General features: G+C 70.0%; 20 protein-coding genes. 9 read left to right on the plus strand and 11 right to left on the minus strand.

What is annotated here, in order from left to right; translation table 11 throughout:
• The first annotated feature begins 242 nt into the window (after window positions 1-242).
• On the plus strand, window positions 243-422 hold the full coding sequence (locus SACGLDRAFT_RS13280) for a DUF7455 domain-containing protein (protein ID WP_005465291.1): 180 nt from the start codon (window positions 243-245) through the stop codon (window positions 420-422).
• A gap of 85 nt (window positions 423-507) precedes the next feature.
• On the opposite strand, the gene SACGLDRAFT_RS13285 is transcribed toward SACGLDRAFT_RS13280, so the two are convergent.
• The 5 genes from SACGLDRAFT_RS13285 to SACGLDRAFT_RS13305 form a co-directional block, all read right to left on the minus strand.
• A complete protein-coding gene (locus SACGLDRAFT_RS13285; RefSeq protein ID WP_005465292.1) occupies window positions 508-1,677 on the minus strand; it encodes an ROK family transcriptional regulator in 1,170 nt (389 codons plus the stop codon).
• Between the two features lie 25 nt (window positions 1,678-1,702).
• Window positions 1,703-3,121, minus strand: coding sequence for a sugar ABC transporter permease (locus SACGLDRAFT_RS13290; protein WP_005465293.1), 1,419 nt, complete (start codon window positions 3,119-3,121; stop codon window positions 1,703-1,705).
• A gap of 30 nt (window positions 3,122-3,151) precedes the next feature.
• Window positions 3,152-3,967, minus strand: a complete 816-nt coding sequence (locus SACGLDRAFT_RS13295) for an ATP-binding cassette domain-containing protein (protein ID WP_005465294.1) — start codon at window positions 3,965-3,967, stop codon at window positions 3,152-3,154.
• An 8-nt stretch (window positions 3,968-3,975) separates the two neighbouring features.
• Window positions 3,976-5,106, minus strand: coding sequence for a sugar ABC transporter substrate-binding protein (locus SACGLDRAFT_RS13300; RefSeq protein ID WP_005465295.1), 1,131 nt, complete (start codon window positions 5,104-5,106; stop codon window positions 3,976-3,978).
• Window positions 5,107-5,247: 141 nt separating this feature from the next.
• Complete coding sequence (locus tag SACGLDRAFT_RS13305; protein ID WP_005465296.1) at window positions 5,248-7,014, minus strand: DEAD/DEAH box helicase; 1,767 nt, start codon at window positions 7,012-7,014, stop codon at window positions 5,248-5,250.
• 197 nt (window positions 7,015-7,211) lie between these two features.
• Between SACGLDRAFT_RS13305 and SACGLDRAFT_RS13310 the strand changes: the two genes are divergently transcribed.
• A complete protein-coding gene (locus tag SACGLDRAFT_RS13310) occupies window positions 7,212-8,390 on the plus strand; it encodes a YihY/virulence factor BrkB family protein (RefSeq protein ID WP_040919042.1) in 1,179 nt (392 codons plus the stop codon).
• Between the two features lie 8 nt (window positions 8,391-8,398).
• Here the strand turns inward: SACGLDRAFT_RS13310 and SACGLDRAFT_RS13315 are convergent, their stop codons facing one another.
• A complete protein-coding gene (locus SACGLDRAFT_RS13315) occupies window positions 8,399-8,656 on the minus strand; it encodes a DUF3039 domain-containing protein (protein ID WP_005465298.1) in 258 nt (85 codons plus the stop codon).
• Between the two features lie 77 nt (window positions 8,657-8,733).
• On the opposite strand from SACGLDRAFT_RS13315, the gene SACGLDRAFT_RS13320 reads away from it, so the two are divergent.
• Window positions 8,734-9,633, plus strand: coding sequence for a pseudouridine-5'-phosphate glycosidase (locus SACGLDRAFT_RS13320; protein ID WP_040919972.1), 900 nt, complete (start codon window positions 8,734-8,736; stop codon window positions 9,631-9,633).
• The gene (locus SACGLDRAFT_RS13325) at window positions 9,630-10,505 is read left to right on the plus strand and encodes a carbohydrate kinase family protein (RefSeq protein WP_005465301.1); all 876 of its coding nucleotides are present in this window, start codon (window positions 9,630-9,632) and stop codon (window positions 10,503-10,505) included. The genes SACGLDRAFT_RS13320 and SACGLDRAFT_RS13325 overlap by 4 nt, the downstream gene beginning before the upstream one ends.
• A gap of 72 nt (window positions 10,506-10,577) precedes the next feature.
• On the opposite strand, the gene SACGLDRAFT_RS13330 is transcribed toward SACGLDRAFT_RS13325, so the two are convergent.
• The gene (locus tag SACGLDRAFT_RS13330; protein WP_005465303.1) at window positions 10,578-10,943 is read right to left on the minus strand and encodes a DUF3099 domain-containing protein; all 366 of its coding nucleotides are present in this window, start codon (window positions 10,941-10,943) and stop codon (window positions 10,578-10,580) included.
• Between the two features lie 131 nt (window positions 10,944-11,074).
• On the opposite strand from SACGLDRAFT_RS13330, the gene SACGLDRAFT_RS13335 reads away from it, so the two are divergent.
• The 4 genes from SACGLDRAFT_RS13335 (at window position 11,075) to SACGLDRAFT_RS13350 (ending at window position 16,422) form a co-directional block, all read left to right on the plus strand.
• On the plus strand, window positions 11,075-12,580 hold the full coding sequence (locus tag SACGLDRAFT_RS13335; protein ID WP_005465304.1) for a N5-glutamine methyltransferase family protein: 1,506 nt from the start codon (window positions 11,075-11,077) through the stop codon (window positions 12,578-12,580).
• The gene (dtd, locus tag SACGLDRAFT_RS13340; protein ID WP_005465305.1) at window positions 12,577-13,002 is read left to right on the plus strand and encodes a D-aminoacyl-tRNA deacylase; all 426 of its coding nucleotides are present in this window, start codon (window positions 12,577-12,579) and stop codon (window positions 13,000-13,002) included. The genes SACGLDRAFT_RS13335 and dtd overlap by 4 nt, the downstream gene beginning before the upstream one ends.
• Before the next feature lie 275 nt (window positions 13,003-13,277).
• Window positions 13,278-14,309 (plus strand): sigma-70 family RNA polymerase sigma factor, encoded by a 1,032-nt coding sequence (locus SACGLDRAFT_RS13345; protein WP_005465306.1) that lies wholly within the window; start codon window positions 13,278-13,280, stop codon window positions 14,307-14,309.
• Between the two features lie 412 nt (window positions 14,310-14,721).
• Window positions 14,722-16,422, plus strand: a complete 1,701-nt coding sequence (locus tag SACGLDRAFT_RS13350; protein WP_005465307.1) for a fumarate hydratase — start codon at window positions 14,722-14,724, stop codon at window positions 16,420-16,422.
• 61 nt (window positions 16,423-16,483) lie between these two features.
• On the opposite strand, the gene SACGLDRAFT_RS13355 is transcribed toward SACGLDRAFT_RS13350, so the two are convergent.
• The 3 genes from SACGLDRAFT_RS13355 to SACGLDRAFT_RS13365 all read right to left on the minus strand — a co-directional run bounded on the left by SACGLDRAFT_RS13355 (window position 16,484) and on the right by SACGLDRAFT_RS13365 (window position 18,806).
• Window positions 16,484-16,948, minus strand: coding sequence for a hypothetical protein (locus SACGLDRAFT_RS13355; protein WP_005465308.1), 465 nt, complete (start codon window positions 16,946-16,948; stop codon window positions 16,484-16,486).
• 78 nt (window positions 16,949-17,026) lie between these two features.
• A complete protein-coding gene (locus tag SACGLDRAFT_RS21570; RefSeq protein WP_232283961.1) occupies window positions 17,027-17,677 on the minus strand; it encodes an IPTL-CTERM sorting domain-containing protein in 651 nt (216 codons plus the stop codon).
• 121 nt (window positions 17,678-17,798) lie between these two features.
• Window positions 17,799-18,806, minus strand: a complete 1,008-nt coding sequence (locus SACGLDRAFT_RS13365; RefSeq protein ID WP_005465311.1) for a polysaccharide deacetylase family protein — start codon at window positions 18,804-18,806, stop codon at window positions 17,799-17,801.
• A 141-nt stretch (window positions 18,807-18,947) separates the two neighbouring features.
• On the opposite strand from SACGLDRAFT_RS13365, the gene SACGLDRAFT_RS13370 reads away from it, so the two are divergent.
• Window positions 18,948-20,510, plus strand: coding sequence for a putative glycoside hydrolase (locus SACGLDRAFT_RS13370; protein ID WP_005465312.1), 1,563 nt, complete (start codon window positions 18,948-18,950; stop codon window positions 20,508-20,510).
• A 21-nt stretch (window positions 20,511-20,531) separates the two neighbouring features.
• On the opposite strand, the gene SACGLDRAFT_RS13375 is transcribed toward SACGLDRAFT_RS13370, so the two are convergent.
• On the minus strand, window positions 20,532-21,281 hold the full coding sequence (locus tag SACGLDRAFT_RS13375) for an SDR family oxidoreductase (protein WP_005465313.1): 750 nt from the start codon (window positions 21,279-21,281) through the stop codon (window positions 20,532-20,534).
• Window positions 21,282-21,293: the final 12 nt, after the last annotated feature.

Consider the following 21,293-nt stretch of genomic DNA (forward strand, 5'->3'; position numbering starts at 1 on the left):
GTGGCCACATATTGCCTGACCACCACAAACGGGTGGTGGCGGGGCGGCTCGGAAGGGGCTGCGACATTCGGGGTAATCAGGCGTGACACGGCTCCCACGTGGCACGGGAACACTTGCACGAGCGGAAACGTCTGCAAGAGTGGAGGCAGCGGGCCACCTCGCTCGGGCGGTACGGATCCGACAACGGTGGTCGCGGCTGAAGATGGCATCGGCTGGCGATGCCGGGACGGAGGGAGACTCCAATGACAACGACGACGCTCACCCGCCCCGAACTGACCGCTGCGGACCGTTGTGACCGTTGCGGAGCAGCCGCACAGATGCGCGCCGTTCTCCCGAGCGGCGGAGAGCTGTTGTTCTGTGGCCACCACGGCCGTGAGTACGAGGCCAAGCTGAAAGAGCTGGACGCCGACATCCAGCGCTGACGCCGTCGCCCAGCCGCACGGAGTGTGAGCGGGGGTGGGAAGTCCCGACTCGGGATTCCCACCCCCGTCGTCGTGTCCGGGAGCGCTACACCGTGTCCATGATCTCCTCGAACGCGACCTCGGCCGCGCCCAGGAGCTTGGCGTCGCGGCCCAGGGCGGAGCGCTCCACCCGGACCCCGCCCATGGCGCGGCTCACCATGCTGCGCTGCCGCACCTGATTCGCCACCTCCTCCAGCACCACGTCGGGCAGCTCGGTGAAGAGGTCGCCGAGAACGACGAGTTCGGGGCCCAGGAGGTTCACCACGTTGACGAGGCCGAGGGTCAGCCACTCCGCCAGCTCCCCGAGACGGCGACGCGCCGCGTCGGGATCGGCCTCCAACGCGCGAAGCTCCACCACCACGGCACCCCGCGGACTGTCCTCGGGCAGGCCCAGGGCGCGGCAGAACGCCGCTTCCCCGACCTCGGTCTCCCAGCAGCCCCGGCTGCCGCAGTAGCACTCGCGGCCCTGCGGGCGCACCACCATGTGCCCGAGCTCGCCCACGTATCCCGTCGTGCCGCGCAACGCCGTGCCCTGGGAGATGACGCCGCCGCCCACCCCGACGTCGGCCGACACGAACACCACGTCGTCGACCTCCCGCGCGGTTCCCCGCAGGTGTTCGGCCAGGGCCCCCAGCTCGGCGTCGTTGCCCACGATGGCCCGGACCCCGAGCGCGGCCGACAGCCGCTCCCCCAGGGCCACGTCACTCCACCGCAGGTTCGGGGCCTCGTGCACGTGTCCGTCGAGACGGCGGACCACCCCCGGCACCGACACCCCGCACGCCACCGGCTGGACTCCCAGGTCGGCCGCCAGGGGCGCGGTGGACTCCACGATGCGGGTGAGGACCTCGCCGGGCGCGCGGGTGCGGTTGTGGAGTTTCCAACTGTTGCGGCCGAGGATCTCACCGCCGAGCCCGACCAGGGCCAACGCGACGTGCTCGACCTGAATGTCCACGGCCAGCACGACGGCGGCCTCGGGCTGGGGCAGCACCAGCAGCGACGGTCTGCCCGCCTGCCTGCCCGGCCGCGGCACCCGCTCGGCCACCACGCCCGACTCGGCGAGCCCGTCGACGAGCGCCTTGATGGTGCTCCGGTTGAGGCCCAGCTCGTGGGCGAGCTCCGCTCGGGTGCTCGGCCCGCCGAGGTGGAGCAGGCGTAACAAGCTCGCACGGTTGTACCGTCTCACCTCGTCGGGCCGGGCCACGGGCGTGCTGGTCACGGCCGTAATCGTCGCATCACGGACCTCAACGGGCCGCGCCGGCCGCGCGCTTGCGCGACACCGCGTCCACAGTGGCGGCGAGCAGCAGGACGAGTCCCGTGATGATCGACACGACCGCGGCGGGTTGCTTGAGCAACCCGAGACCGTTGGACACCACGGCGAGCACGGTGCCACCGATGACGGCGTCGGACACCCGACCCTTGCCGCCGAACAGGGACGTACCGCCGATCACGGCGGCCCCCACGGCGAACAGCAGCGTGTTGAGCCCACCCGCCTGCGGGTCGACCGAACCGACCTTCGACGAGTACACGATCGCGCCGAGCGCGGCCACCGAGGAACACACGACGAACACGCTCGCCCTGATGCGTGTCACGTCGATACCCGCCCTCCGAGCGGCCTCCCGGTTCCCGCCGACGGCGTAGATGTGCCTGCCGTAGCGAGTGCGGTTGAGGACGTAGGTCCCGACGGCGAGCAACGCCAGCACGATGGGCACCACGTATGGGACACCGCGGATCTCGATGGTGGGGTTGGGGGATCGGTTGATCGTGAGCAGGGCGGTCGCCACCACGCCGAGGACGGCGACGCCACCCACCTTGAGCCCGACGATGGTGGTCGGCTGGGTCACGAGACCACGCCGCAGCCGCCGAATGTGCCGTCCCAGCACGGTGGCGGCGAATCCTCCGACGGCGACGGCGCAGAGCAGCCAACTGCCGAACACGGACAGGTTGCCGTTCGCGACAGCGTTCAGCACCGGCGAGGTGGAGATACCGAGCACGCCCCCCTCGCCGATGAACTGCAGGATCACTCCCTGCCACGTGAGGAACAGCGCGAGCGTCACCACGAACGACGGCATCCCGATCCGAGCCACGAGGAAGCCGGTGATGCATCCGATGGCGGTGCCCACGCACAGCGCGAGCAACATCTCCACCCACGGATTGGCGGTGAACCCGGACACGGTGAGGACGATGCCGAGCACCGACATCACGGCACCCGCCCAGATGCGGAGCAACGCCGCGAGGACCGCGGCGAGGGCGAGCGCGAGGTTGAACAGGACGAACACTGTCGAGCCCATGCCCCCGAGCAGGTTGCCGTTCTCGACGAAGTGCATCGCGAGGACCGCCGCCGTGACACCGGAGGCGGTGCCCGCCGACAGGTCGATCTCACCGACCAAGAGCACGAACACGATGCCCATCGCGATGATGGTCTGTCCCGCTCCCTGCGCGAGCAGGTTGGCGAGGTTGTTCAACGACAGGAAGACGTCCGACAGGGAGGCGAACACCACCACGAGCACCACGAGGCCGAGCAGGGCCGGCAACGACCCGAGCTGCCCGGCGCGCAGGCGCGCGAAGTAGTCGCGCACGGCTTCGGACGTCGACATCGCGGTGGTGTCGATCCCGAAGTCGGAGATCGCCGCACTTTTCGGTGCGGTAGGGGTTTGCGTCATCTGAAGGTCCTCATTGCTGGCGGAATCCGGTCACAGAGCCGCGTTCTCGGGCCGGGCGAGGCCGAGGTCGCCGGAGCGGCCGGCGGTGATCAGCTCGACCACCTGCCCGTGGGTGACGTCCTTCGTGCGCACCTCGGCAACCATGCGTCCCAGGTACAGCACGGCGATCCGGTCGGATACCTCGAACACGTCGGCCATGTTGTGGCTGATGAGCACCACCCCGAGCCCCTGCTCGGCGAGCCTGCGCACGAGGTCGAGGACCTGCCGTGTCTGGGCGACGCCGAGGGCGGCCGTGGGCTCGTCGAGCAGCACCACCGAGCTCTCCCACAGCACGGACTTGGCGATGGCCACGGTCTGCCGCTGGCCACCGGAGAGCGCGGAGACCGGGGTGCGCACGGACTTCACCGTGCGCACCGACAGCGACGCCAGTGTCTTGCGTGCCGCCTCCTCCATGCCGGCCTCGTCGAGCAGCCACGCGCTTCCCCGTTCCCTGCCGAGGAACATGTTCTGCACGATGTCGAGGTTGTCGGACAACGCGAGGTCCTGGTAGACGACCTCGATGCCCAGCTCGGCGGCGTCCTTGGGCCCGCGGATGGTCACCTCGTTGCCCTTGAAACGAATGGTCCCCGAGTCCACGGTGTGGATGCCCGCGATGCATTTGACCAATGTGGACTTTCCTGCGCCGTTGTCGCCGACGAGGGCGGTCACCTCGCCCGCTCGCACGGTGAAGTCCACATCGTGCAGTACGTGTACCGGCCCGAAACTCTTGTTGACCTCGCGGAGTTCGAGCACCGGCTCCGGCGCGGCCTCGCCCGCGGCCTCGGGATGTGTCACGACCTCGGTCATGGCGGGCCTCACTCGATCCCGAGCTCGGAGCAGACGTCGGCGAGATCCCGCGTGCAGATGTCGTCGGCCGAGACGTAGCCCTCGTCGACGACCTGCTTCACGTTGTCCTTCGTGATCAGGTACGGCTCCAACAACACCGCGCGAACCTCACGCTTGCCCTGGGGGTCTTCGACGGAATCCGTGGCGACCCGCTCGGCGGCGGACTCGTCGCCGTTGACGAGCGCGGCGGCCAGCTCGGCCGTGGCCTCGGCCTCCTCCTTGACCGGCTTGAACACGGTCATGTACTGGTCCCCGCGCAGGATGGCCCGCAGGCCCTCCGCCGTGGCGTCCTGACCGGTGACGGGCACCTTGCCGTTCAGGCCGTACTTCTTCAGCACCGTGATGACGGCGCTGGCGAGTCCGTCGTTGGCGGCGACCACGCCGTCGACCTCACCGCCGTTGGAGGTCAGGATCTGTTCGAAGACCCGACCCCCCTCCTGGTTGTTCCAGTCGTCGATCGGCTGACTGCGCACGAGCTCCAGTTCCCCGGAGTCGTAGAGGGGCTGGAGCACGTTGCGCTGTCCCTCGTGGAACAGCGTGGCGTTGTGGTCGGTCGGAGCGCCCTCGATCTCGATCACCTCGGCTCCGCGCTCTCCGTCCAGAGCTTCGGCGAGACCTTCGCCCTGCAGCTCGCCGACGCGGACGTTGTCGAAGGAGACGTAGTACTCGGAGCTGCCGCCGAGGTTCAGGCGGTCGTAGTCGATGGTGGGAATGCCCGCGGCCTGGGCCTTGGCCGCCACGGCGCCGCCGATCTCGCTGTTGATCGACGAGATGATCAGCACCTTCACCCCTTGCGCGATCATGCCGTCGGCCAGGGTCGAGAACTTCTGCACGTCGCCCTGCGCGTTCTGGATGTCCGGGTCGAAGCCCTTCGCACGCAGCGCCTCTTCCAGCATGGGCTTGTCGAAGCCCTCCCAGCGGGCCGACGAGGCGGTCTCGGGCAGGATCACGCCCACCTTGCCGAGTGGGGCGTCCGACTGTCCGCTCGTGGTCTCCTCCCCGGCGGCGTCACCACCACCGGCATTCGCACCACAGGCCGACAGGGTGAGGGAAAGGCCCAGCGCAACCGCGCAGGCGCTGAGTCGGAAGCGTCGTCGCATCGTCACACCTTCCCGGTGCCGAGATAAATGTTGTGCGCGACAACATATGCACGGCGCTCCCGGAACGGAATACCTGTATCGATTCAGAACACGAGCCCCGAGATGCAACCGTGATTTCACGGGACACGAGGTGTCGGCCGCCTACCAGGACCGGAGGGTGGCGATGCGCTCCTCAAGCTGTTCCACGGTGGCCATCGCCGTGGGCGGACCACCACAGATCCGGCGCAGCTCGTTGTGGATGGCACCGTGCGGCTTACGCGTGCGGTGGTGGTACAGCCCCACCAACGCGTTGAGTTCCTTGCGCAACGCCTTGAGCCGCTCGTCCACCGACATGGGACGCGGCGTGGGAGCGGGCTGCGGTTTCTCGGCCGCGGGCTTGCGACGCTTGGCCTCCGCGAGCTGCTCCTCCTGCCGTTTACGCAACAGGGCTCGTACCTGCTCGGCGTCCAGCAACCCCGGCAGCCCCAGGTACTCCTGCTCCTCCTCACTGCCGGAGAACACGGCCGTGCCGAACGAGTTGCCGTCGTAGATCACCTGGTCGAGCTCGGCCGACGCCCCGAGCGCGGTGAACGACTTCTCCTCCTCGCCACGCTCGTCGTCGGTGCGGTTGGCAGCCACGAGGAGTTCGTCGTCCCAGCCGTTCTTCTCCCGGTGCGGCTTGCCCAGCACGTGGTCGCGCTCGGCCTCCAGCTCACTGGCCAGCTCCAACAGCACGGGCACGCTGGGCAGGAAGACGCTCGCCGTCTCCCCCGGCCGCCGCGACCGCACGAACCGCCCGATGGCCTGGGCGAAGAACAGCGGCGTTGAGGCGCTCGTGGCGTACACGCCGACGGCCAGCCGTGGCACGTCGACGCCTTCCGAGACCATACGCACCGCCACCAGCCACCGGTCGTCCGACTCGGAGAACTCCCCGATGCGCTTGGTGGCCCTGGGATCGTCGGACAGCACCACCACGGGCCGCTCCCCCGTGATGCCCGCGAGCAACTTCGCGTAGGCACGCGCCGACTCCTGGTCGGTGGCGATCACGAGCCCGCCCGCGTCGGGCATCCCGGTCGCGCGAAGCTGCGACAACCGCGTGTCGGCCGCCTGGAGCACCGCGGGCATCCACTCACCCGACGGGTCCAACGCGGTGCGCCACGCGCGCGCGGTCTGCTCGGCGGTGAGCGGCTCACCGAGGCGGGCGGTGAACTCGTCACCCGCGCTGGTCCGCCACGACGCCTCGCCCGAGTAGGCCAGGAACACCACCGGCCGCACGACCCCGTCGGCCAGCGCGTCGGCGTAGTTGTACGAATGGTCGGCCTTGCTCCGCAGCGACCCGTCGGCGTCCGGCTCGTACGTGACGAACGGGATGGGCGAGTCGTCACTGCGGAACGGCGTACCGGTCAGCGCCAGCCTGCGAGTGGCGGGGGTGAACGCCTCCCGGACCGCGTCTCCCCACGACTTGGCGTCGCCGGCGTGGTGGATCTCGTCGAGGATCACGAGTGTCTTGCGGTTCTCGGTGCGCACCCGGTGCAGCGTGGGATGAGCCGCCACCTGCGCGTAGGTGAGAGCGACACCCTGGTAGTCCGACGACGTCACACCCGTGGTGTTGCGGAAGTTCGAGTCGATGGCGATTCCCGCGCGCGCGGCCGAGGCCGCCCACTGGTGCTTGAGGTGCTCGGTGGGCGTGACGATGGTGATCGCCTCGACGGTGCGGTCGGACAGCAGCTCGGCGGCCACTCTCAGGCCGAACACGGTCTTGCCCGCACCGGGCGTCGCCACGGCGAGGAAGTCCTTGGGCTTGCGGGTGAGGTACTTGGTGAGCGCCCGACGCTGCCACGCACGCAGGGGGCGGGCCGTCGCGTCGTGCGCGGGCTCGGGGGCGGCGTTGGCTCGTGCGCCGTCCCGTGCCTGTGCGGTCTCCGACACCGACGCTCCAACTCCTCGACACACGGACATGCGAAAACCCTCACGAAGACGACCAGCTCGGCAGCCGGCGGCCGTGCCGGTGGTCGGTGAGGGTGCCTGCGAAAGCCTACCCGGAGCCTCGGCGATCACCTCGGAAAGGACACGCCGCAGGGGTGGGCGAGCCGAGGGGATGCGAATGCACCATGCTTGAAACCGCGATGCAGACGCAGGACGGCGGCACCACCGACGGCGAAGGCCGACGCCCGCCCGCACGACGGGCCGGGCGGAAAGGCCCTTGGCGGCTGCTGACTCGCACCTTGAGCAAGGCCTGGGACGGCAACATCTTCTCCGAGTCGGCCGAGGCCGCGTTCTGGCAGACGTTGTCGCTGCCCCCGCTGCTGCTCGGGCTGCTGGGAAGCCTCGGGTTCCTCGGCGACTGGTTCGGCGAGCACATCGTCCGCCAGGTGCACGACAAGATCATCGCCTTCTCGGACACGATCTTCAGCGACAGCGTCGTCGAGCAGATCATCGAGCCGACCGTCGACGACATCCTCACCACGGGGAAGGGCGAGATCGTCTCCGTGGGCTTCCTCATATCCCTGTGGGCGGGTTCCTCGGCCATGTCGTCGTTCGTCGACGCCATCACCGTGGCCCACGACCAGTACGGCGTCCGCAACGAGGTGTGGCAGCGGATCTTCTCGCTGTTGCTCTACATGGCCAGCCTCGTCCTGCTCGTCATCGGGCTGCCGATCATCGCGATCGGCCCCGACCTGCTGCCGGAGTTCTTCCCCGAGGACTGGCAACCCACCATCGCGTCGTGGCTGAGCATGCTCTACTACCCCACCGTGGGGGTGCTGCTCGTGCTCGCGCTCGCCACCCTGTACAAGCTCGCGTTGCCCCGGAAACTGCCCTGGCACCGCGGCCTGCCCGGCGCGGTGCTCGCGATGGCGATCTTCCTGCTGTCCAGCGTGGGGCTGCGCTTCTACATCAGCTGGATCACCACCACCGGCTACACCTACGGCGCGTTGGCGACCCCCATCGCGTTCCTGCTGTTCACGTTCTTCATCGGCCTGGCCATCGTGGGAGGCGCGTACTTCAACAGCGCGATCCAGGAACTGTGGCCCGCGAAAATGACCCGCAGGCAACGCCGCAAGTGGCGCCGGCTGGAGATGGAACGACTCAAGGAGCGCATGCGCGCCGAGGAGGAGGAACGCGGCAGCCTGTGGCAGCGCACCACCCAACCGCTGCGCAGGCCACGGCGTGGGGACACCGAGACCGGTGCCGACTCGACGGCCCCGCTCGACCGGGACGAGGACGAGGAGGAGCGGGACGCGACGTCACCGACCGCCGCGGACCCCGGCACGGCCGAGAGCCCGCGGCGAGACGGACGGGACTGACCCCGGCGTCACTCGTCACCGCCGGGAGGCAGGCTGTCGAAGATGCGCTTGCACTCCGGGCAGACCGGCGAGCCGGGCTTCGGTGACCTCGTCACCGGGAACACCTCTCCACACAACGCCACCACGTGCGTGCCCATGACCGCGCTCTCGGCGATCTTGTTCTTGCGCACGTAGTGGAACATCTTCGGAGAGTCGTCGTCGGTGGTGTCGGTGCTCTCCGGCCGGGTGTCGACTTCAGGCAGCGTCATCGTACTCACGTGTTCCATGATGCCCCACGCATCGCCGTTGGACGGATAGACGAGGATGCGTAGCCGTGATCGAGAAGCCCCACTCCCCTCTGGTGATGTCTCCCGAGGTCGCCGACGCCGTGGCACACCACGCTCCGGTCGTCGCCCTCGAAAGCACCCTGTTGTCCCACGGCCTTCCCCCCAGCCGCAATCTCGACGTGGCACGACGCCTCGAACGGACGGTGCGCGACGCGGGCGCGGTCCCCGCCACGATCGCGGTACTCGACGGCGTTCCCCGCGTGGGCCTGAGCGACGCCGAACTGGAACGGGTCTGCGCGCCCGACTCCGGGCTGGCCAAGCTGTCGCTGCGGGACCTCGGACCCACCGTGGCGCTGCGCGGCTCGGGAGCCACCACGGTGGCCAGCACCGCCGCGCTCGCGCACGCGGCCGGGATCGCGGTGTTCGCCACCGGTGGTCTCGGCGGCGTGCACCACCCCCTGCCCGGCACGAACGTGACCTGGGACGTCTCCGCCGACCTCGGCACGCTCGCGCGCACAGCGATCGTGGTGGTGTGCTCCGGCATGAAGTCGGTCCTCGACATCCCCGCCACCCTGGAGGTGCTGGAAACGCACTCGGTGCCCGTGCTCGGCTACCGCACCGACGACTTCCCCGCCTTCTACCTCCGCTCCTCCGGACACCCCGTGCCGCACCGGGTGGAGGACCCCGCCCAGGCCGCCGCCGTGTTCACCGCCCACCGCGCCTTCTCCGACTCGGGACTGCTGCTGGCCAACCCCGTGCCCGTCGAGCACGAGCTCGACCGCGCCACGCACGACCGGCTGCTGGCCGAAGGGCTGGAGCTGCTGCGGGATCGCGAGGTCAGCGGTGCGGACGTGACGCCGGTGCTGCTGGAGCACTTCCACACCGCCAGCGGCGGGGCGAGCCTGGACGCCAACGAGGCGCTGGTGCTCTCCAACGCCGACCTCGCCGCCCGCGTCGCCGTGGAGCTGGCGCGATGAGGGTCGTGGTCGTCGGGGACGTCGGACTCGACATCGTCGCGCGGCACGACGAGCCCATCGTCTACGGCGGTGACGCCCGCGCCGCGGTGAGCGTCACCGGCGGCGGCGCGGGGGCCAACACCGCGCTGTGGTTGCGTGACCGGGGAGCCGAGACCACCCTCGTGGCCCGCGTCGGCGACGACGCGGGCGGTCGAATGCTGCGCGACGAGCTGGAGGCCGCCGGGGTGCGGTGCGCGTTCGCCGTCGACGCCGACACGGCCACCTGCTGCGTCGTCGTGCTCGTCGACGCGGAAGGACAGCGCACGATGTTGCCGGACCGGGGAGCGAACAAGAGGTTCCGCCCCTCCGACGTCACCGCCGAGTCGCTGACCGGCGCCGACCACCTGCACCTGTCCGGCTACGTGCTCCTGGACCCCTCGTCCCGGCCCGGCGGCCTGGAGGCGCTGGCGCTGGCCCGGAAGGCGGGGCTTACCACGTCGGTGGACCCGCAGGCGGCGGCGCTGCTCACCGACCCGCGAGCCTTCCTCGACGACGTGCGGGGCGTCGATCTGCTGCTGCCGAACGCGGACGAGTTGCGCGCGCTCACGGGGTCGCGGGAGGCCGAGGCGGCACGGGAGTTGCTGGACACGGTCGGCGCGGTCGCGGTCACGTTCGGCCTGGAGGGCGCGGCCTGGGTGGACGGCAACGGCATCGTGACCGCTCCCGCGGAGGACGTGCCGTGCGTGGACAGCACCGGAGCGGGCGACGCGTTCGACGCGGGCGTCATCACCGCGTGGCTTCGAGGCGAGGCCCCGGCCACGATCCTCGCGGAGGGCGCGTCCCTCGGTGCCAGGGCCGTCAGCCGGGTGGGAGCGCAGCCCCCGAGTTCCTGACCTCCTCCGGCGGAAGAGGCGCCCGCGTGCCGGGGGTACGCGGGCGCCTCGGTCGCACCGGACCGAACGAGGTCAGGACTGCCGGGGTCCCGACGTGTCCTCCGACGAATCGATGACGCGATGCGTCCGACTCTCGATCGCTCGTGCTCGCCGCTGGAACTTGTTGACTCGCTCAGCCTTCCGGGGCGGGCGGTCGTTGGCGATCAGCACCGCCACCCACGGCAGCGGGACCGACAACAGGACGAGCGCCAGTGCCAGCCACCAGACGTGGTAGAAGACTCCCGCGAGGACCAGGCAGGGCACGCGCAGGCTCATCATGATGACGTACTTGCGCCTGCGCTCGGCGATCTCGTCGTCGTAGGAGGGCGCTGCCTCGGTGATCAGCACCGGAGCGGCGTGCTTGTCGTGCTCCTTCACCGCCTCACCTCCGGTGTCCATGCTCCCACCCCCCCTCCGCGCGCGATACCCCGGCCGGACGCGTTTTCGGACCACCACGTTCGGTGTCCAGTCGAGTGCCGTCGCCCGGCGGGTGGCCGGGCGACGGCGGTGGCGTGCGACGATGACACACCGTGAACGATGCTCTTCCCGAGTTCTCCCCCGAGACCTGCGCCCGGCTGCGGGACGCGTTCCGCGCCGCCCGCTACGACGCCGACGGAGTGGTCGACCTGCTGGGCGCGCAGGCCCATGCCGCGCTCGGCCGCGGTGAACCCGAACCCGCCCGGCGGGCGAGCCGGGACGCCGACGCCCTCGGCGTGTTGATCCGGCTGTTCCTGTTGGGCGACACCGAGCCCGTCGACGCGGTCCGCTCGGCCCTGTCACCGCTGCCGCTGGAGGACGCGCTGGCCACGGGCATCGTGCGCCGAGTCGAGGGCGAGGAGACGGAGGGCCTGCGCGCCGGGTTCGACATCCGCCCCCACGGCGACGAGCACGGCAGTTGGTGGGTCGTGTCGGACCTCGATCCCGAACAGGCGGGAAGGCCGGCCTCCCCGGACCACGTGCTCGGTGTCGGACACGCGTCGCTCAGCCTCGTGCGGGCCACCAGCAGGCGTCCCGCGGAGAGCGTGCTCGACCTCGGCACCGGCAACGGCGTGCAGGCTCTGCACGCGAGCCGGTACGCGCGCCGGATCACCGCCACCGACACGTCCCCGAGAGCGTTACGGCTGGCGGCGGCGACGTTCGCGCTCAACGAGCTCGACGTCGAACTGCTGCGGGGCGAGTGGTTCGCGCCCGTGGCCCGACGCCGCTTCGATCGGATCGTGTGCAACCCGCCGTTCGTGGTGGGACCGCCCCGCGTGGACTACGTGTACCGCGACTCGGGCCTGGCCGGGGACGATGCGAGCGCGCTGCTCGTGCGGCAGTTGCCCGCGTTCCTCACCGAGGGCGGCACCGGCCACCTGCTGGCCTCCTGGCTGCACCTGCGCGGCGAGGACTGGGAGGACCGGGTGCACCGGTGGCTGCCGCCGGGTACGGACGCGTGGTTCGTGCAACGGGACGTCGCCGATCCCTCACTGTACGTGGGCACGTGGCTGCGCGACACGGGCATCGACCCTCGCTCCGCCGAGGGGAGGGCGAAGGCTGCGGCCTGGCTGGACTGGTTCGCCGAGAACGACGTGGAGGGCATCGGCTTCGGGTTCGTGACCCTGCGTCGCACGGAGACCACGGCCCCCACGGTGGTGTGCGAGGATTTGCGTCACGCCTTCGACGACCCGCTCGGGGAGGAGGCCGCGGCCTGGCTCGACCGGGTCGACTGGCTGCGTGCCCACGAGTCCGACCTGCTGGACGTCGTCTATCGCGTGCCGGACAACGTCGTGCTGGAACGCATCGAGGAGCCCGGCGAGGAAGGCTGGGCCACCACCGTGCGCCGGTTGCATCGCACTGACGGCCCCGGCTGGCAGCACGAGCTCGACGAGCTCACCACGGCGCTGCTGGCGGGCTGCCGCGGCGTGCTGCCGATGTCCGACCTGCTGGAGCTGCTGGCCGCCTCCCGTGAGGAGGCCCCGGAGTCGCTGCGCACGGCGGCCCGGCCGCTGATCGCCGAACTGGTACGTCACGGAATGTTGGAGGAGAGCCGGTGAGGGCCGTAGTCGCGCGGGTTACCGAGGCGTCGGTGACGGTGGACGGCGAGATCGTCGGGGCCATCGACGAACCCGGACTGCTCGTGTTGCTCGGCGTGCACACGTCCGACACCCCCGAGCAGGCGGAGACGATGGCCCGCAAGTTGCACGAACTGCGCATCCTTCGCGACGAACAGTCATGCGCGACCACGGGGGCCCCACTGCTCGTGGTCAGTCAGTTCACGCTCTACGGCGACACGCGCAAGGGCCGGCGTCCATCCTGGACCGCCGCGGCCCGGCCCGAGCACGCCGAACCACTCGTCGACGACGTGGTGCGGAGGCTGCGGGAGCGGGGCGCGCGAGTGGCCACCGGACGCTTCGGCGCGATGATGTCGGTGCACAGCGTGAACGACGGCCCCTTCACGGTGCTCGTCGAGGTCTGACGGCGGCCTCTCCGGGTCCATAAAGGTCTGAACCAAACGGTTCGCTGGGCGAAGCACCCGATCACTCGTACACGCCGTTTCCCGGCCGGGGGATGCCTCGACGTGAGGGACTCAACAGGCCAGCACGCTCGGGAACGATTCGGAACCCCACGACGTTGACTGAGATGTCCAGCCGGGGAGCTGGTACGCGAGGCGGGTTCCACAGGCTCGCCGCGCGACGCGAGAAGCAGACGTGAGCGAACCCGACACGTCAGCCCGTTGACCGGGGAGGCAAGATGTCCGTCCAGACACTCGAACGTGAGGCTCGCGGGATTCGCCAGCGCAGCATTCCCGTACCCGCCACCGACGACGTTGTGTCCGTGCCCGCCGAGGAACAGCCCGACCTCGACGCGCAGGGGCCTGCCGCCGACCTGGTGCGCGTGTACCTCAACGGCATCGGCAAGACCGCGCTGTTGACCGCGGAGGAGGAGGTCGACCTCGCCAAGCGCATCGAGGCGGGGGTGTTCGCCCAGCACATGCTCGACACGTCCGACGACCTCTCTCCCGAGCGTCGCGAGGAGCTGACGGCCATCGTGCGCGACGGCGAGAACGCCAAGAACCACCTTCTGCAGGCGAACCTGCGCCTGGTGGTGTCGCTGGCCAAGCGGTACACCGGACGCGGAATGCCGTTGCTCGACCTCATCCAGGAGGGCAACCTGGGCCTGATCCGCGCGGTCGAGAAGTTCGACTACGCCAAGGGCTTCAAGTTCTCCACCTACGCGACGTGGTGGATCCGCCAGGCCATCACGCGTGGCATGGCCGACCAGGGCCGTACCATCCGCCTCCCCGTGCACCTCGTGGAGCAGGTGAACAAGCTCGCGCGTATCAAGCGCGACCTGCACCAGCGACTCGGCCGGGAGGCCACCAACGAGGAGCTGGCCGCGGAGTCCGGCATCGCGGAGGCGAAGGTGGCCAGCCTGCTCGACCACGCGCGCGACCCGGTAAGCCTCGACATGCCCGTCGGCACGGAGGAAGACGCCCCGCTGGGCGACTTCATCGAAGACTCCGAAGCCACCGACGCCGAAAGCACGGTCATCTCGACCCTGCTGCAGGACGACCTCCGCCGGGTGTTGGCAACCCTCGACGACCGCGAACAGCAGGTGATTCGCCTGCGTTACGGCCTCGACGACGGCCAGCCGCGCACCCTCGACCAGATCGGCAAGCACTTCAGCCTCTCCCGTGAGCGCGTGCGGCAGATCGAGCGGGAGGTCATGACCAAACTGCGCCACGGCGAGCGGGCGGATCGGCTGCGCGCGTACGCGAGCTGACTACACCACCACGGCACGTAATCACAACGAAATCCATATCACCCGGTCGTCGCGTTGACTCGCGGCCGGGGTTCACGAGACGGTCGAGGACGCGCTCGCGACAGCGAGTTCTCGACCGTCGTCGCATTCGACTCGGATGCGAGCGTGTCGTGGTGTCGTCGCGAGGTATCGTCCTCGCGGCCGGCTTCGCCGGTCGCCTGCCACGGAAGGTCGGGTCCGTCGGGGTGGGCCCGGCCTTCCGACCCTCGCGCTCGCACCACCCTTCGTGACTCCGACGGGTATTCCGTCTTTCGACGCCTCCCCGTCCGTGGGCGCAGGTGATCTGCGTCGCGCGGCGGCGTGGGCTCGCACTCCCGGCTTCGTTCGCGCGATACGGTCTAAACCTCCCGACCACGCGCAACGGAGCCCGACTGTGACTGTGACCACTTCCGGGCCGGGGTCCTCCCCCGCCCGCACCACACGCGAGTTCATCCACACCGAAGTTCTGCCGCTGGGCAAGGACACCAGCACCGAGTACCGGCTCGTGACGGCCGACGGGGTGCGTGTCGTGGAGGCGGCCGGCAGGCGCTTCCTCGAAATCGAGCCGGAGACGCTGACGCTGCTGGCGCGGACGGCGATCACCGACATCCAGCACCTGCTGCGTTCCTCGCACCTCGCGCAGCTTCGCGCGATCGTGGACGACCCCGAGGCGAGTGGCAACGACCGGTTCGTGGCCATGGACCTGCTGCGCAACGCCGCCATCTCGGCGGGCGGGGTGCTGCCGATGTGCCAGGACACGGGCACCGCCATCGTCATCGGCAAGCGCTCGGAGGGCGTGCTCACCGGGGGCGACGACGAGCGGGCGCTGTCGAAGGGCATCTTCGAGGCGTACCGGGAGCTGAACCTGCGGTACTCGCAGATGGCGCCGCTGACCTTCTGGGAGGAACGCAACACCGGCACGAACCTGCCCGCGCAGATCGAGCTGTACCACAAGGACGGCGAATCCGAGCCGTCATACGAGTTCCTGTTCATGGCCAAGGGCGGCGGCAGCGCCAACAAGACGTTCCTGTACCAGGAGACGAAGGCCGTGCTGAACCCCAAGCGGCTCGCGCGGTTCCTCGACGAGAAGCTGCGGAGCCTGGGGACGGCCGCCTGTCCGCCGTACCACCTCGCGATCGTCGTCGGGGGCATGTCCGCCGAGTACAACCTCAAGGTCGCGAAGCTGGCCTCGGCACGGTACCTCGACGAGCTGCCCCGCGAAGGTTCCGAACTCGGTCACGGGTTCCGGGACGTGGAGCTGGAGCAGCAGGTCCTGGAGATGACCCGCCAGTTCGGCATCGGCGCGCAGTTCGGCGGCAAGTACTTCTGCCACGACGTGCGTGTGATCCGGCTGCCGCGCCACGGCGCGTCGTGCCCCGTGGGGATCGCCGTGTCGTGCTCGGCCGACCGCCAGGCCAAGGCGAAGATCACTCCGGAGGGCGTGTTCATCGAGCAGCTCGAACGCGACCCGGCGCGGTTCCTCCCCGACGTGACCGACGACGAACTGTCGGACGAGGTCGTCGAGGTGGACCTGAACCGGCCGATGTCGGAGATCCGGAAGCAGTTGTCGAGCCTTCCGGTGAAGACACGTCTGAGCCTGACCGGCCCGCTCGTGGTGGCGCGTGACATCGCCCACGCCAAGATCGCGGAGCGGCTGGAGGCGGGCGAGGAGATGCCGCAGTACCTGCGCGACCACCCCGTCTACTACGCCGGTCCCGCGAAGACGCCCGAGGGCTACGCCTCGGGTTCGTTCGGTCCCACCACGGCGGGCCGGATGGACTCCTACGTGGAGCAGTTCCAGGCCGCCGGCGGATCGCTGGTCATGCTGGCCAAGGGCAACCGCTCGAAGCAGGTCACCGAGTCGTGCCGCAAGCACGGTGGCTTCTACCTGGGCTCCATCGGTGGCCCCGCGGCGCGGCTCGCCCAGGACTGCATCAAGAAGGTCGAGGTCCTGGAGTACCCGGAGCTGGGCATGGAAGCGGTGTGGCGCATCGAGGTCGAGGACTTCCCCGCGTTCATCGTCATCGACGACAAGGGCAACGACTTCTTCGCCGACACCTCGGAGCCGGTGCTCCAGATCTCGTTCCGGTCGTAGTTCCCCCATCGTGCGGGCCGACGCCACGGGACCGCGTCCTTCGGCGTCAGCCCGCACGGTGTCAGTGCGTGGCGCGCTCGTAGTCGAGGACGACCACGCGCCTTTCCAACGGCTCGTCGAGTTCCACGGTGAGTGGCGGATAACGCATGTCCATGGTGCACATGACGTTCTTATCGGCCGGTTTGGACTCGACCAGCTTCACCTCGATCCGCTCGTCGTTCTGCTCGGCCACCGTCGCGCTGACCTTCGTGCAGCCGCCCTCCTGCGCGACGACGGTCAACGTCCGACCTTCGTCGGACACGGCGACGTCGACGGGGTAGCCATCCGGAAGCGCGCTCGCGTCGATCTGTCCCATCGGGACGGGCCCGTCCCGGGGCACCTCCTCGGGGGCGCGGGACAACTCCTTCGACGCGGGAGGCGCCTTCTCGGCCTCCCCCGCTCCGCTTTCCGTTGTGGCCGCCTGCTCTCCGCACGCCGTCACGGTCAGCAACGCTGCCGCGGCGATGATCCCTCGAATCCACCTCATGTCCCCACTGACGGAAGGAAGGCGGAGCGAGGTTGCATCCGCTTTCCTTTCCGTTCTCGCGGACCGGGACGGACGAGGTCAGTCGTACTCGTGCTGCGGCCACCGCGGTTCGGCCGGCGTGGCGTCGGCCATCCCCGGCAGGCCGGAGATGTCGAGGTTCGGCGGGCTGAGTCGGTCAGCGTGCAGCGGGGGCGCCGGGGCGAGCCGGATGTGCCCGTCACTCCTGACGCTCGTGGGCGGCGGTGGCGGGAACGCCCCGGAACTCTCCGGCTTCGGGGGCGCGGACAGCCGCTCGTGGGTTCCGCGGTTCTGCTCGGGAACGGGCGAGGGCAGGTAGACGGTGGGGTTCGCGGCCTTCCCGGTGCTCGCGGCGGCGCCGTCCGCCCGTGACACCGCACGGGGTCGCGGCGTCGGTCGTGGGCGAGCGGGCGCCTCTTGTGTCGGGGGACGAGGATCGGTGGACGCCACCGTGCCCGGCTTCCACATCGCCGGGTACGAGGCGAACGGATCGGCCACCACGACCCGGCGCCGCTTTCTGGCCAGTCCCGCGAGCCCGAGCAACCCGGTGAGACCCACGAGCCCCCAGGGTGGTTCGGTGGTCTCCTCGGCATCCGGCGAGATCTGGGCCGGCGCCACGACGGGCTCGGCGGCCATCGCGGGTGCCGCGGGTGCTCCGGCGAACGACAGGAGCGCCCATGCCACCGCCGCCACCATCCCGCCACTGGTCACTGTGCGCAATGCTTCCCTCCACGTACGGTCACGACACGTGCTACCCACCCCGCCTCCCCGCCCACCTCGCTCCCACCCGACCGAGTGGCGAGAGTGACCGCATCCGGTGACGGTCCGCGGGTCAGTACGGGGCCGCGGCCTCGGCGAACTTCGGGTTCAGGGTGTCGTCGCCGCGGGGGTAGGAGATGCGGGTGGGATCGCCGTCGGAGGTGTAGAGCAGCCGGGGCTCGGACGCGAGCCTGTCCAGCCAGGCCGTCGAACCGAACTCCGCCTCCTCGCCGTCCGGGCCCTGCGAGCGAATCCGGGGCACTGCCGCCGCGTCGAACTCCACCGCGAACGGCGACGGGGCGGGGTTGGCCCCCACCAGGAGCACCGCCCGATAGTCGTAACCGTCGCCGCTTCGAGCGAGCTCCTCCGGGTCGGGGCGCGCGCCGAACGGCAGGGCGAGGCTGGTGGGCGCATAACCCGGCACCGCCTCGCGGATCAACTCGTCACCCTCGACGATGGCCCGCCCCGCCGTGCGCGGTGACACGGCCCCGAGGTTGGTGTGGCCCACGGTGTGGTTGCCCACTTCGAATCCGTTGTCCACCAACCAGCGCAACGCCCGCCGCCCGGCCTCGCCCCCGCCGAAGGGTTCCTCGTTCACGTACACGCTCGCGGTGGGGCGGAATCCCGGATTCTCCCGAGCGACGTCCAGCAGTATCCCGATCGCCGTGTCGGGAGCGACCCGCGAGCCCTCCAGGCGGATCGTGCTCGGGTCCCCGTCGTCGAACGTCAGCACGACCGGGTGGGTGCCCGCGGGCAGATCGAGCCGCCCCGTGGCCAGCTCGGTCGTCGTGACGGGCACGTAGTCCTCGTCGGCGAGCCGCTGCAGCTCCGCCCGGAAGTCCTCGGGAGTCCGGTCGTACACCGACGCGGGTTCGGACACGATCCGGTGATACATGAGCACGGGCACCACCCCGAGTTCGTTGGCGCCGATCTCCTCCGGGTCCGGCGGCGGAGGGGTGGTCTCCACGGAGCTCGTCGTCTCGGTGGGCTCGTGAGGACTCGCCTCGGGCGCGACGCCGTGGGTGCACGCCGCGGTGACCGTGGCCATCGCGGCCAGGATCAGGATGTGTCGGAAGACCATGCTCGGCAACGTAGGTCAGCCGGCACCCGACCGCGTGTCACGCTCACCCGACCGAGTCTTCCTTTCCCACCAAGTGTCCGTATCGGACACACCGTGGGTATTCCCGTGACGACCGGCCACGAAGGCGGAAGGAAGTCGACGATGTCGAGATTTCACTTGAGTCCTCAGTGGATAATCGCCATCGTGTCGGCGACAGCGGTTGCCGCGGCCGTGGCCATTCCGCTGGCTCTCCCGGACCGGCCCGACGCGATCGTCACGGGGGTGCCCGACCACCCCGTACGGCCGGACATCCTGGACCAGGTGCGGATCTCCTCGCCCCACGGGCTCGACGGCATCGTGGCCATGTTGGACGGTGAACGACTGCCGCTGCACCCGGACGGTGACGCACTACGCCCCGAGGCCGGCCTCCTCGACGAGGGCGTGCACGTGCTCGCCGTCTCCCCGCCGCCGGGAATGTTCGGCGACTCCGAACCCACCCGGATCGTCCTCCGGGTCGACGCCACCCCGCCCGAACTGGACGTCGAGCCACCCGAACCGGTGAAACCGGGCTCGGCCGGCGAGATTCGGGGCAGCGCTCCGGGGGCGGCGCTGGTGTCGGCCGCGGGCGAGTGGACCCGCCCCGCCCCGGACGGTTCCTTCGTCCTTCCCGTACGAGCCGGGACGAACACCGTCACGGTCGTCGCTCACGACGAGGCGGGCAACGCCACCTCCGAGGAAGTCCCGATCGCGCTGCGCCACCCCGGTATGAGGGCCGTGCACCTCTCGGCGAGTGCCTGGGCGAGCCCCGAGCTCCGCGAACCCGTGTTGGAGCTGGTACGCGAGGGTCGGATCGACACCGTGCAGCTCGACATCAAGGACGAGAGCGGGCAGATCGGTTACGCCTCCCAGGTCCCCCTGGCCCAGGAGATCGGCGCGAACACCGGACTCTACGACGCGAGGGAGACCCTCGACCTGCTCCACGAGGAGGGGGTCCGCGTCGTCGGCAGGCTCGTGGCGTTCCGCGATCCCGTCCTCGGCAGGGCCTCCTGGGAAGAGGGGTACTACGACCGGGTCGTCCAGACCACCGACGGCCGCGCGTGGTCCGGCGGGTACGGCGACTACTCCTTCACCAACTTCGCCGACCCGGACGTGCGGGCCTACAACATCGCGCTGGCCGAGGAAGCCGCCGAACTCGGGTTCGACGACATCCTCTACGACTACATCCGCAGGCCGGACGGTGACCTCTCGGCGATGGTGTTTCCGGGACTTGTGAGCACCCCCGAGGAGGCGATCGCGAGCTTCCTCGCCGAGTCACGGACCGTCGTGCGACGCCACGGCGCCTTCCAGGGCGCGTCGGTGTTCGGCATCGCCGCCACCCGGCCCGAGCAGATCGCCCAGGACATCCCGGCGATGGCGGAGCACGTGGACTACGTGGCTCCGATGGTGTACCCGTCGCACTGGGGCCCCGGTGAGTACGGCGTGGAGGACCCGGAGAGCCAACCGTACGACATCACGGTCCGCTCGCTGGCGGACTTCCGGGACCTGGCACGCGAGAACGGGCACACGGAAGTCATCCCGTGGCTGCAGGCGTTCAGCCTCACCGTCGAGTACGGCCCCGACGAGATTCGCGCGCAGATCGAGGCCGCCGAGGACCTCGGGATCGACTCGTTCCTGTTGTGGAACGCCGCCTGCCGGTACGACCCCCGAGCGTTGCCGCGCACCTGACCGGGGTGCCGGTCGGTGCGCTCAGCCGCGTCCCACGAACGGCATCCCGGTGGCGGTGACCGTCAGCGAGAACACGTTGGCCTCCGGGGGAAGCGCGGCCATGTACCGCACGGCGTCGGCGACGTGGGCGACGTCGAAACTGGGTTCCGGGCGGATACTGCCGTCGGCCTGCTTGGCTCCTTCGGCGAACCCCGCCGTCATCTCGGTGGCCGCGTTGCCGATGTCGATCTGCCCACAGCCGATGTCGAACCTGCGGCAGTCGAGCAGGATCGACTTGGTCAACCCGGTGACGGCGTGTTTGGTGGCGGAGTAGGCGACGCTTTCCGGACGCGGTGTCGTCGCGGCGATCGACCCGTTGTTGATGATCTTTCCGCCGCGCGGGTCCTGCTTCTTCATCACCCGCACCGCCTCCCGCGCGCACAGGAACATCCCGGTGAGGTTCACGTCGACGGTGTGGCGCCACTCCTCCACCGACACCGTGTCGATGGCGCCGGTGGGGCCGAAGGTCCCGGCGTTGTTGAACAGCACGTCCACGCGTCCCCATTCCGCGACGACGGCCTCGAACAACGCGCTCACGGCCTCAGGGTCGGTGACGTCGGTGGGGACCACGAGCGTCGTCCCCTCCGCGCCGCCGGCGGCGGTCTCCCGTAACGCCTCCTCGCGTCGGCCCGCGAGGGCGACGCGGTAGCCGTCGCTCGCCAACGCCCGTGCCACCGCCCTGCCGATACCGGAGCCCGCTCCGGTCACCACCGCGACCCGCCCGTCGTGCATACACTCGCCCCT

The sequence above is a fragment of the Saccharomonospora glauca K62 genome (assembly GCF_000243395.2).
Taxonomy (GTDB): Bacteria; Actinomycetota; Actinomycetes; order Mycobacteriales; family Pseudonocardiaceae; genus Saccharomonospora; species Saccharomonospora glauca.